This window comes from Rhodococcoides kyotonense, assembly GCF_001645385.1.
Lineage (GTDB): Bacteria > Actinomycetota > Actinomycetes > Mycobacteriales > Mycobacteriaceae > Rhodococcoides > Rhodococcoides kyotonensis_B.
Genome location: NZ_LVHI01000038.1, coordinates 132,492 through 144,304 on the forward strand (window position 1 = coordinate 132,492; position 11,813 = coordinate 144,304).

Here is an 11,813-nt window from a genome sequence, read left to right on the forward strand (position 1 = left end):
GAAGGTCTCGTCATCATACGAACAGCGTTTCCGAAGAAGCCGCCTTGACATGTGACGACCACCACTCTAGCTTCATTCTCGCGGTCTGCGGAATGCGTTCCGCAATACGGAATGGAGTGATGATGGCAGGGACAGCCCCCACCCTGAAGGACCTCACGACGCAGGGACTCGTCTACGCGCCCGGCGTCTGGGACGGCTTGACCGCTCGCCTTGCCGAGCAGGCAGGATTCAGCGCGCTCTGCGCTTCGGGATTCGCGGTGTCCGCGGCGCTCGGACTGCCCGACGCCGAGCTGTACACGGCAACCGAGAACCTGCAGGCTGTGCGAACGGTTCACGAATCGTCGTCGCTACCGCTGGTCGCCGACATCGACACGGGCTACGGCAACGCCGTCAACGCCGCGCGCACCGCCAGGAAGTTCGTCGACGCGGGTGTGCAGGGCATGTTCATGGAAGACCAGGTCTCGCCGAAGTCGTGCCCGATCTGCGTCGGCGACCCCGTCGACCTCATCACCGTCGAGGAAGGCACCGGCAAGATCCGCGCAGTACGCGACAACATTCCCGACGACGTCCTGCTCATCGCCCGTACCGATGCACGAGGTGACGACGCGATCCGCCGCGCCCAGGCGTACGTCGACGCCGGCGCGGACATGATCATGCCCGTGACGAAGACGTTCACGACGATCGAGGAGTGGGAGCGGTGCCACCAGGAGGTCGGTGTTCCGCTGATGGCGACGCTGACCGCCTCGACGTGGACCGAGCGCGAGTTCACACCCGAAATTCTCGAGAGGATCGGCGTGCGACTCGCGCTCCTGCCGACGCAGATCCTGATGGCAGCCACGGGCGCAGCACGAGAGGCGTTGCGACGCTTGGCCGGCGGCGAGGCTCCGGCGTCCGTCAGCGCCGACGCCTTGCAGCACCACGAGTTCGTCGACCTCATCGGCTTCTCCGAGGTCGAGGCGCAGCAGCGCAAGTACCTTCCGGAGAAGATCTCGTGAGCGGATACACGATGACCGAGAAGATTCTCGGCAGGGCATGCGATGCCGACACCGTCGGCGCCGGTGAGAATCACGCCGTTCGCCCCGCGCGGATGATCGCGTACGACTTCCCCGGTTACACCGACGTGATGTTCCGTCAGATGCGTGACGACTTCGGCATCACCGAACTGTCCGATCCCAGCCGCTACGTCGTGTTCATCGATCACATGCTGACGAAGAACAACGACAAGGAAGCCGAAGTCCACCAGGTGACACGTGACTGGTGCGAGTTCTACGGCATCGAGTTGCACGAGGGCGCAGGCATCGGACATCAGCTGACAGCCGAACTGGGGCTTGCCATTCCGGGTGACTTCCTCGTGCATTTCGACGGGCACATCAGTGGCGTCGGCGCGTTCGGAGCGCTCGGATGGGGAATTCGACGCGATCTCATCGAAGCCTGGGTGACCGGCAAGCTGTACGTCGACATTCCGGCGACGACGCGGTTCGACCTCGTCGGCGAGTTCGCGCCCGGTGTCGACAGCCGCGACCTCGTGCACACCATCATCGATCTCGTCGGTGCCGCCGGATGTGCCCACCACGTCATGGAATTCGGTGGCCCGGGCGCTCGGTCGATGAAGATCGATCACCGGCAGGGCCTCTGCGGCATGGCGATGTTCACCGGTGCAGTGTCCGCGATCTTCGAGCCCGACGACATCTCGCTCGCGTACGCGAACGAGGTTGCGCGGGAGAGTTTCTCGCCGGTTCATCCCGACGCGGACGCGTCGTACGCTGCGCGACACACTATCGACCTCGCGACGATCGTGCCCCGTGTCGTGCAGCCCGGTTCGGCACGCGCCGCGAACACGAAGACCGCGAAGGAGGTGTCCGGCACGCCGATCACCAGGGCCTTCATCGGATCCTGTGCCAGCGGTCGGATCGAGGATCTTCGGGCCGCGGCGCTCGTGCTCGACGGCCGAACCGTGGCACCCGGCGTCGAACTGAACATCGTGCCGACGTCACAGAAGGTGCACCAGCAGGCCGAGGACGAAGGCATTCTCGATGTGCTTCGTGCGGCAGGCGCGAACATCGCGGTGTCGAGTTGCGACTTCTGCTTCGGATACCAGAAGCCGTTGCAGGCCGGAGAGAACTGCATTTCGACTGGCGTGCTGAACATTTCGGGACGCATGGGCAGTTCGGATGCGAACATCTACATGGGGTCGCCGTACACGGTGGCGGCGAGTGCAGTCGTCGGTGAGGTGCAGGAATGGCAGGAGGCAAGTCGGTGAGCGCTTACCCACCCCCGCCCGACGTCATCGAGGGCCGCGTCGCCTGGGTCTTCGGCGACGACTTCGACATCGATCTCGTGGTCGGAGTGTCCAACATCAAGTCGTACGACCCCGACCACCTACGGTCCGTGTGCATGAAGGCCTACGACGACGGGTTCGTCGACCGAGTGCGTCCGGGCGACATCGTCGTCGGCGGACGCAACTTCGGGTACGGTCATCCGCACTATCCGCCGATGGTCGCGCTGCGCAATGCAGGCATCTCAGCCATTGTCGCCGAGTCGTTCTCGCCCGGTTTCTGGCGCGGCGAGACCTTCAACGGCATGCCGCTCATCACCGTGCCCGGCGTGTCGACGGCCGTGAAGACCGGTGACGCCGTGTCACTGGACTGGCGCGCCGCGACAGTGCGTACCGACGACGCAGTGCTTGTCGGCACTCCCCCGAACGCGCGAACCGTCCAGGTGATCGAGGCCGGCGGTTCGTACGAGCTACTCCTTCGAGAACATTCCCTCGCACAGCAAGGACAGAACCGATGACGAACGTGGAACATCCCCCCGCACGTTCCGCCGAGAGCGTGCCTCAGAACAAGGCCTCGTCGACGACGGCCCGACGCGCCGCGATCGCAGGCGGCGTCGGAACGCTCATCGAGTACTACGACTTCGCGGTCTACGGCTTCCTCGCCGTCATCATCGCGCCGTTGTTCTTCCCGTCGACCAGTCCTGGCGTCTCGATTCTGGCGACGTTGGCCGTCTTCGGCGTCGCCTATGTCGCACGCCCACTCGGTGGCATCTTCTTCGGGCGACTCGGGGACCGTCGCGGGCGTCGATCCGCTCTCGTCATCACCGTCGTGTGCATGGGTATCGCGTGCGGAATTCTCGGTCTGTTGCCGACGCACTCGTCGGTCGGCATCCTCGCACCCATCCTGCTGGTGGTCATCCGGCTCGCGCAGGGCTTCTCGGCCGGTGGTGAAATCGGCGGCGCCGCAACGTACATCGCCGAGTCGGCACCGCCGAACCGTCGCGGATTCTTCGGTTCGTTCACGCCGATCGGGTCGACGCTCGGGTTCGCCGTCGCGGCTGCGGTCGTCGGTCTCGTGACACTCGGTACGACGGACGAGCAGATGGCGTCGTGGGGTTGGCGCATCCCGTTCCTGCTGGCGCTGCCCCTCGCGGTGATCTGCCTCCGTGTCCGACTGAAGCTCGAGGACAGTCCCGAGTTCGAGGAGATGGCCGAGAAGAACCAGGTTGCGAAGAGCCCGCTGTCGGATGTCGTGAAGCGAAACCCGTTGTCGGTGTTGCGCGTCATCGGTATCGCGATCGCGATGAACGGATCCGGTTACATCGGTCTGACGTACTTCAGCGTGTATCTCATCAAGGATCTCGGATTTTCGAAGGACTCCGTGTACTGGACGTCGGCGATCGCCATCGCGCTGGCCTGTGCGACGTTCCCGCTCAGCGGCATGCTCACCGACAGGTTCGGCCGCAAGCCCGTTCTGCTCGCCGGCTATCTCGCGTACGTCGTGATCGCGTTGCCTGCCTTCATGATTCTCGGCGCGACCACCAGCATCGTCGTCGTCGGCATCGTGTACTTCGTGTACATGGTGCTCAACGGGGTCGTGCAGGTGCCGGCGTTCCCGCTGTTCACCGAGCTGTTCCCACGTGCGGTGCGCTACACGGGTGTGTCCCTCGGATTCAACATCGGCACCATCGCCGCGGGCGGCACGGCGCCGTACGTCGCAGCGCAGCTGGTGGAATCGACCGGCAACGCCATGTCGCCCGCCTACTGGGTGATGGGTGTATGTGCCGTCGGTGTCGCGACGGTGCTGACGATCCGTGAGACCGGAAAGAAGTCGCTTCCGGTGTAGTGCGCCGTATGCGCCTAGGCTTTCCACATGACCCCACGCTCGGCCAAGACCGAAGTCCGGATCGGCATCTCCGGGTGGACGTACGCGCCGTGGCGTGGGGATTTCTACCCGAAGGGCCTCGCGCACCGGCGGGAGCTGGAGTACGCGTCGGAACGGCTGACGTCGATCGAGATCAACGGAACGTTCTACGCCATGCAGAAGCCGACGAGCTTCGTGAAGTGGCGCGACGAGACGCCGTCGGACTTCGTGTTCTCGGTCAAGGGCGGCCGCTACATCACGCATCTGAAAAGGCTTGTGGGAGTGGAGCCCGCGCTCGCGAACTTCTTCGCGACGGGTGTGCTGGGGCTCGGCAGCAAGCTCGGACCCGTGCTGTGGCAGCTCCCACCCAACCTGCAGTTCGACGCAGACACACTGGCGAACTTCTTCGAGCTGCTTCCCCGAACGATGTCGGAGGCCGTCGCACTGGCGGACAAACGTGACGACAAGCTGACCGACGATCGGGTCGCTCTCGGTTACGACGTCGATCGGCCTATCCGCTACGCCCTCGAAGTGCGTCACGAGAGTTTCGCGTGCGCGGAGGCGATCGAACTGGTCCGCGCGCATGACGTCGCGTTCGTCGTTGCGGATACAGCCGGTCGATATCCGTTCGTCGAGACCCCGACGTCGAACTTCATGTACGCCCGGCTGCACGGCGACAAGGAGCTCTACGCGAGCGGGTACGACGACGCCGCGCTCGACGTCTGGGCGGAGCGTGTCAGGGCCTGGACCTCGGCGGGGATGGACGTCTTCGCGTATTTCGACAACGACATGAAGGGCTATGCACCGTACGACGCGATGCGGTTGATCGAGCGTGTAGGTCTCTCTACGAATATCTAGCTGTCGCCGTAGATAGCGCTAGTGTCCACTATCGACCTCAACAGTTCCGCCGGCAGAGCCAACGGCGGCATCGAGTTCAGGTGGATGCTGTCGTCCTGCCGATCCGACGCGCTCTTGATCTCGGCGACCTCGTCGTGCAGACGTTCCATCGTGACGTCGAGGCGGTTCGCGCTCTCGGCGGCGTCGGTCAGCTCGTCGAGTAGCGGCGTGGGGATGGTGCCGTCGTACTTGTAGAAGATCTTGTGTTCGAGGCTCGCCCAGAAATCCATCGCGATCGTGCGGATCTGGATCTCCACGGGAACGGGTTGCACTCGGTCGCTCATGAACACCGGGATCTCGACGATGAGGTGAAGACTCTTGTAGCCGTTGGGTTTCGGGTTCGCGATGTAGTCCTTGACCCCCAGCACGGTGACGTCGGTCTGGTTCGACAGCATGTCCGCGATGCGGTACGTGTCCGAGATGAAACTGCACGTGATGCGAATGCCGGCGATGTCGACGATGGTGTTGCGAATGTCGTCGAGCGTCAGAGGGCACTTCTTGCGACGCGCCTTGGTGATGATGCTCTCGGGCGTCTTCAGCCGTGACCCGACGTGTTCGATCGGACTGTAGCGGTGAATGTGAGTGAACTCTTCCTTCAAGATGTTGATCTTGGTCATGAGTTCGTCGATCCCGAACTTGTACGCCATCATGAAACGCGTGAATTCGCTGCGGAGGCGATCGAAGTCCGTGCTGCTGTTCATGTGATCGATTCTGTACTACGACGTCATCGGTGCTGGTCGGAGCCTCGGGAGTCGAAACTCGCGTCCGCGCACCGCGGTCCGAGCGGGGGCGTGAACGTCACGTGCCCGCACGTTCTGCACTCGTGCGTGCGGTGGTGACCCCGTCCGCAGGAGCATGCCCTCGACCCGACCAGCACGGTTCGTGGGCCGAGGGCATGACCGCGGGCGCACCTGCACGGAGCGCTCTCGGCCCATCGATCGCCCAATCGATGGAGCGTCGCGGAGGCGTCGAAGGATTCGCCGCCTGTTTCGTCGGGTACCACCATGCTCGATACCGCCTTGCTGTGACATCGGTAGTGCTGTGACATCGGTACTGCTGTGACGCCGGTAGTTCTGGACCGTCCGCGAACGCGTCCCGGACGGCTCGGCCAGCCTACCACGCATTCGAACGTATGTTCCCATTGCAAGTGTCCGAATTGCCCCATACGCTTGTTCGTAATTACGGAATTGCCGAAAAGATGGGGAAGACATGCGACGGATCGCGACACTTTCTGCAGCCTGCGCCACGGCCCTCGTCGTCACCGGGTGTTCATCGACGTCTGCGGAATCCGAAGAAGTCTCTGCGCAGTCCGACGACTGCGCGGCCGTGACGTCGACCGATCTCGCGACCGAGGAGGGATGGCTCGGATCGATCGACCAGGCACCCGACACGGTCAGCCTGCTGATCGACGACGGCAGGGGCCGAACCGTCGAGCACCGGCCGGACGAAGAGCAGGTGTTGGCGTCGGCGATGAAAGTGGTGCATCTCAGCGCGTACGCCAAGGCGGTCGCCGACGGTGATCTCGATCCCGACGAGCAGATCCCGCTGCTGGAGTGGGAGCGCTGGTACGTGCCGGGGACCGACGGCGGTGCGCATCCGGCGGCGTTGACGCGACTCGGAATCGCGAACGACGGGATCAGTGCCACGGACCTGAATGCGACGGCCCGGCTCGACGACATGGTCACCGCGATGATCCAGGAGAGCGACAATGCGGTTCCGGACTACCTCCGATTTCGGCTCGGCGACGATTCTGTGAAAGATGCTGCGGCAGAGAGTGGTTGGGATGGATTCGTGGTGCCGACGCTCGTCGGCGATTCCCTGCCGTTGTTCGATCCTGCGCTCGCGGAGGGGGATCGCTGGGAGACGGCGAACCGTTGGGCGTTCGACCAGCCGTTCCGCGAGAGTGTCAGTGCGTCGGTGCAGATCCCGTCGTACGACGAGCAGGCCGCGGGCGTCGAGAAGTTCTTCACGCGCGGGTCGGCGGAACAGCTGACGGCGTTGTACAGGTCGTTCGGCGACGGCAGCTTCGGGCCGGGCGCCGACACGGTGCTGCGTCACCTCGAGTACCAGCCCGCGCCCGCGGGAACGCTCGGCCTCGGCTTCAAGGGAGGCAATCTCCCTGGAGTCCTCACGCAGGCAATGGAATTGCGCCGGGACGACGGCACTGTCGCGACGGCGGTATGGCTCGTCGACGGGCTGCCCGCCGATCGGTACGAAGAGGCGATGAACACCTTCACCGTGCAGCAGGGCTTGATCGTCGACGCCATGAGCTCGTCCGACGCTCTCGACCGGATAGCCTGCGTCGTGTGAGTGACGACGTCGAAGCGCGATTGGACCGCCTCGAAGCGCGGGTGGCGGAACTGGAGGGGCGCGGCAAACCTCCACACGCTGCCCCGTCGGGCGGGACGGTTACGTACCAGGGCGACGTGCACCTTCATGGCGACGTCGAATGGTCCATCGGATATTCACCCGATGCGATTCTCGAGCTGTCGGTGGCGCGTACCGCCGAGGTGCTCGCCGCGCTGGGGCATCCCGTCCGTCTACGGATCGTGCGGACGCTTCTGCGTGGCCCGGCGAACGCGTCCAATCTGCAGGAAGCGGTGGAGCTCGGATCCACCGGGCAGGTCTATCACCACCTGAAGGCGCTGGGCTCGGCGGGCGTCGTCGAGCAGCATGCGCGGGGCGAGTTCCGGATCTCCGCCAGGAAGGTTGTGCCGCTGCTCGTCTCGATGTTGGCAGCGGCGGACATTTCGGGGGAGGTGGCTTCGCCACCCGTGCGTGCGAATGTATAGCCCTCTATACATTCGCGCGCACGTGTAGCCCACCAAGTCGCGACCAAGTGGCCCGGGCCAACCTTCCGCACATGAACATCACACCTTCACTCCTGTACCGGCTCAGCGGCGTGTCCGTGATCGTCGCGTTCGTCCTCAATCTGATCGGCGGAACCCTCCACCCCGTGGTGGGTGGCTGGGCGCACTCGGTGGAAGCGCTGAGCGCACCGTTCAATCCCTACGCGCAGTACTTCCTTCTGATCGGAACGCTTCTACAGTTCCTCGGCCTCCCCGCGGTGTACGTCTGGGTGTCGAAGAAGGCGGGCCTGCTCGGACTGATCGGCTTCGTCCTCTACTTCTTCTCCAGCATGCTGGTGATCCTCCCGCACCTGACGGTCGAAGCGTTCGTCTCCGTGCCCATCGCGAAGGGACCCGAAGTGGCCCACTTCCTCATTCCCGACGACGATTCGCTGTTCGCCGCTCCGGCATTCCAGAGCCTGCAGATGATCGCAGGCATCGCGTTCATGGCGAGCATGCTGCTCATGGGCATCTCGTTGCTGCGTTCACGGGCGGTGCCGGTGTGGATCAGCGTGGTCATGATCCTCGGTGCTCTGGTCCTGTTCGTGCCCCTGCCGCAGGCGCCGGTGCTGACCGGCTTGGTCATCGAAATTCCGCGCGGACTCGCCATCGCCGCGATCGGCGTGCTGATGCTGAAGAGAAAGAACATCGACGCCGACGCGGTCACCGAGAGCCGCGTCGACGCAGTGACTCGATGAGTCGATCTCCGGAACGTTCGAACTCCTCGGCGGCAGTAGTGTCGCCGAGGAGTTTTGCCGTTGCCGCCAAGGCGAAGTCGACGGGTCCTGCGTAGAACGCGCCCGAGTTCAGACCCCCGATTCGACCCGCGAACGGCAACAGTTCGTCGTGAATTCGACGTGACGCGTCGATATCGCCGAGCCGCGCGGCCGCGTGCGCGGAATACGTCGTCATGCCTAGCCAGTAGTAGTCCCGTGGGTACGGTCGTGCGTCGGACCAGAGCTGACGGGCCTGTTCGACGTCGCCGCGGTCCAACAGTGCGACGATCAGCGGCAGTCGTAGGCTGTGCGGCCGCATCGACTCGACAGCGCTCAGCTCGTCCACCATCGGCGACAGATCGTCGAGATATGTTGCGACGCCGAGTCTTCCGATCATTGCAATGAAATAGGCGACGGCGTTTCCGCCTGCCACCATGTGTTCGGCGATGGCGGCATATTCGGCCAGCGCGGCGTCGGTGTTGCCGACCATGATCTTCGACGCGGCTTCGTAGATCTGCAGCACGCCCAGCATCTCGCCGAGCTGATGACCCGAGGCGTGCTGGATCGCCGCGGCTGCACTCGACTCGGCAGCGTCGAGTTCGGTTGCCGCGCAGTGAGCCAAGAAGGCGTAATAGTAGGCGAGGGAAGTGAAAGCCGCGTCACCGTCCGCGGCGGTGAGCAATTCGTCCGCGATAGAAGGTAGCCGATCCGCGAGATCCGGTCCGAGTGCGATGTAACCCAACGCATTCAGGGCGCGGCACAGCACCGCGGAATCGCCGGTTGCACGGGCGAGATCGACGGCTTCCGTGGCCGCGGCGATGGTCTCGTCCGTGTCGTCGCCTTCGATCTCGAACACCAACGCGACCAGGAGCAACGCACGATCTCGCGGGGCAAGATCGTCTGTATCCAAAGCACTTTCGATGTGGTCGACGACCGCTCGATCGATGTCGACCTCCGACCGGATCGACCAGACCACCGGTGCGTTCCACGACGTCAGCGCCGCAATCAGTTCCGGACGCCCGATGCCCGACGCGATGTCGATGGCGCGTTGCCGTTCGGTGCGTGCGGTCGTGGTGTCCCCTGCCCGTGCGAGCGATCCGACGAGTGGAGCGAGAACTTCGAGAAGCGACGACGGGGATGCGTCGACGGCCTGAGCGTGCAATGTGGCCGCGGAGCGCCACAGCGCCAGTGCCTCTCGGTGTGAGCCGAGCGATTCGTACCTGCGGGCTGCGTCGACGGCGTACGGCAGAACGTCCACGGCCGTCGACGGGGTGGCCGACAGAATTGCATGGTGTGCCAGCGCGGCATGATCGTTCGGTGTGCGATCGGCGAGCACACGCAGAGTCGCGCCGTGCAAGCGTGTGCGACGCATCAGCGGTAGCTCGCCGTAGAGGGTGTCGCGGACGAGCGCGTGCGTGAAGCGGAGGCGATCGGGCGATGGTTCGATCAGAAGACCTGCGAGAACGGCAGGTTCGAGCGCGTCGAGAAGCGCGTCTTCGGATCGTTCGCCCATCGATGCGAGCACTCCGAGGTCGACGTCGCGACCCAATACGGATGCGCGTCGCAGCGTCGTGACGCTCTCGCCCGGCAACCGGGTGATTCGACGCCTCAGTACGTCACCGATGGTGTCGGGCACGGCGGACAGTGCGACGTCGGAGCCCTCGGACAGGATGAGACGAGCGAATTCCCGTACGAACAACGGGTTTCCATCCGTGCGTTCCGAAAGAATCTGGAGTACATCGGGGTTCGCCTCGGTGTACCCGGAGTGACGCGCCACCTCGGCGACGCCGGCCGCGGAGAGCCCGGTCAGGTGGATCTTCGTCGATCCCGCACCGGCCGTCGCAGCCCAGGTCGTGTCCAGTTCGGCCGAGACCTCGGACGACCGAAACGTTGCCACGACAAGCACTTTCACCGAGGCGAGCGCGGCGAGCAGGTGTCGTAGAGTCTGCATCGTCAGCTCGTCGGCACGGTGACAGTCGTCGAGAATCACTGCGACAGGACTGTTGTCGGCGACGAGTGCGAGGTAGTCGGCGAGAGTCTTGGACAGCCAGAACGGCCCGACCGCAATGGATTCGACGTTCGACATCAGGGGCAGTAGTTGTTTCTCGATGGTCGACGGCATGGGGAACTGCTGCGACAGTGCGGCCGCGATGTCCGCCCACGGCCATCCCGGCGGAGTGCCGTCGACCTCCCGACAGCGACCCCACGCCGTCGCCCATCCGTCGGACCGCAGTTGTTCGACGACGTTCGACGCCAACGTCGTTTTCCCCTGTCCCGGCTCGCCACCCACCCACACGACTTCGACCTGGCCTGCGGCGACCGTCGTCGCGATGGTCAGCACCGTCTCCGTCTCGTCGGGTCGGCAGTTGATTCGACGCTGCGCAGCAGGTGTTTTCGGGCGTAACGCCGGTGCGTCGACGCGTCGCGGCGCCTCGAGATGTGGGCTCTGCGCGAGTATGTCGGCTTCGAGGGTGCGCAGTTCGGAGCCTGGGTCGATGCCGAGTTCGTTCGCGAGGTACGTGCGTGCACGACCGATGGTGTCGAGCGCGTCTCCCTGCCGGCCTGCTCGATACTGGGCGAGGGCGAGCAGGTGCGCCGGACGTTCACGTCCGGGGTTCTCCGCGACGTGGTGAATCAAGGCGGTGATGACAGCGGTCGGCGGTTCGCCCAGTTCGAGCAACGTGCGTGCGCGTTCTTCGACCGTAGTGCGGTGCAGTTCGTCGAGACGTGCGATTTCGGGTGCAGCCCAGGAGGTGTCGGCCACTTCCTGGTAGGGCCGCCCCGCCCACACGCCGAGTGCAGTGTCGAGAATCGCGAGCCGCTCGTCGTGGGCTGTGATGCGCAGGGCGTCCGTCAGGAGTGACTCGAAGTGCCAGGCGTCGACGGCGTGGGCTGGAAGGTTCAGCGCGTACCCGGGAGACGAGCTGATCAGAATCGTCGCGGGCGTGCGCGGTAAGCGTTCTGGTTCGAGTACCCGTCGGAGATTGGAGACGTGGACCTGCAGCGCAGCCAGTGCTTTCGGTGGCGGTTCGCCGGACCACAGGTCCTCGATCAACAGATCGGTCGACACGACGGCACCCTTCGCCAGGGCCAGTCGCGTCAGGACGGCGCGACGGCCGGGGCCGGCGAGGTCGACGACATTGCCGTCCCGTAGCGCACGCAACGGGCCGAGCACGTGAATCGACAACGGGTGCGAGGTACTCATGGTGTCT

General features: G+C 64.5%; 11 protein-coding genes. 9 read left to right on the plus strand and 2 right to left on the minus strand.

What is annotated here, in order from left to right:
* The first annotated feature begins 122 nt into the window (after nt 1-122).
* Genes A3K89_RS22305 through A3K89_RS22325 form a run of 5 tightly spaced genes read left to right on the plus strand, consistent with a single transcriptional unit; the run spans nt 123 to nt 4,997 of the window.
* Entirely contained in the window at nt 123-995 is an 873-nt protein-coding gene (locus A3K89_RS22305) for an isocitrate lyase/PEP mutase family protein (RefSeq protein ID WP_068431076.1), read from the plus strand.
* 11 nt (nt 996-1,006) lie between these two features.
* Nucleotides 1,007-2,260, plus strand: coding sequence for a 3-isopropylmalate dehydratase large subunit (locus tag A3K89_RS22310; RefSeq protein ID WP_068431074.1), 1,254 nt, complete (start codon nt 1,007-1,009; stop codon nt 2,258-2,260).
* Nucleotides 2,257-2,793, plus strand: coding sequence for a LeuD/DmdB family oxidoreductase small subunit (locus A3K89_RS22315; protein ID WP_068431071.1), 537 nt, complete (start codon nt 2,257-2,259; stop codon nt 2,791-2,793). The genes A3K89_RS22310 and A3K89_RS22315 overlap by 4 nt, the downstream gene beginning before the upstream one ends.
* Nucleotides 2,790-4,121 (plus strand): MFS transporter, encoded by a 1,332-nt coding sequence (locus tag A3K89_RS22320; protein ID WP_068430856.1) that lies wholly within the window; start codon nt 2,790-2,792, stop codon nt 4,119-4,121. The genes A3K89_RS22315 and A3K89_RS22320 overlap by 4 nt, the downstream gene beginning before the upstream one ends.
* 27 nt (nt 4,122-4,148) lie before the next feature.
* Complete coding sequence (locus A3K89_RS22325) at nt 4,149-4,997, plus strand: DUF72 domain-containing protein (protein ID WP_068430859.1); 849 nt, start codon at nt 4,149-4,151, stop codon at nt 4,995-4,997.
* Here the strand turns inward: A3K89_RS22325 and A3K89_RS22330 are convergent.
* Nucleotides 4,994-5,737 carry a GTP pyrophosphokinase gene (locus tag A3K89_RS22330; RefSeq protein ID WP_068430861.1) on the minus strand — a complete coding sequence of 248 codons (744 nt, stop codon included), beginning with the start codon at nt 5,735-5,737 and terminating at the stop codon, nt 4,994-4,996. The genes A3K89_RS22325 and A3K89_RS22330 overlap by 4 nt on opposite strands.
* Nucleotides 5,738-5,838: 101 nt before the next feature.
* Here A3K89_RS22330 and A3K89_RS22335 point away from each other — a divergent pair, with 101 nt between their 5' ends.
* The 4 genes from A3K89_RS22335 to A3K89_RS22350 all read left to right on the plus strand — a co-directional run bounded on the left by A3K89_RS22335 (nt 5,839) and on the right by A3K89_RS22350 (nt 8,583).
* Nucleotides 5,839-6,081, plus strand: a complete 243-nt coding sequence (locus tag A3K89_RS22335; protein WP_157105413.1) for a hypothetical protein — start codon at nt 5,839-5,841, stop codon at nt 6,079-6,081.
* 164 nt (nt 6,082-6,245) lie between these two features.
* On the plus strand, nt 6,246-7,346 hold the full coding sequence (locus tag A3K89_RS22340; protein WP_068430866.1) for a serine hydrolase: 1,101 nt from the start codon (nt 6,246-6,248) through the stop codon (nt 7,344-7,346).
* Nucleotides 7,343-7,828: an ArsR/SmtB family transcription factor gene (locus tag A3K89_RS22345; protein ID WP_068430869.1), complete on the plus strand. Its 486-nt coding sequence runs from the start codon at nt 7,343-7,345 to the stop codon at nt 7,826-7,828. The genes A3K89_RS22340 and A3K89_RS22345 overlap by 4 nt, the downstream gene beginning before the upstream one ends.
* Nucleotides 7,829-7,899: 71 nt before the next feature.
* Entirely contained in the window at nt 7,900-8,583 is a 684-nt protein-coding gene (locus A3K89_RS22350) for a hypothetical protein (RefSeq protein WP_068430872.1), read from the plus strand.
* Here A3K89_RS22350 and A3K89_RS22355 read toward each other — a convergent pair.
* A complete protein-coding gene (locus A3K89_RS22355; RefSeq protein ID WP_068430875.1) occupies nt 8,549-11,806 on the minus strand; it encodes a BTAD domain-containing putative transcriptional regulator in 3,258 nt (1,085 codons plus the stop codon). The genes A3K89_RS22350 and A3K89_RS22355 overlap by 35 nt on opposite strands.
* Between the last annotated feature and the right edge of the window lie 7 nt (nt 11,807-11,813).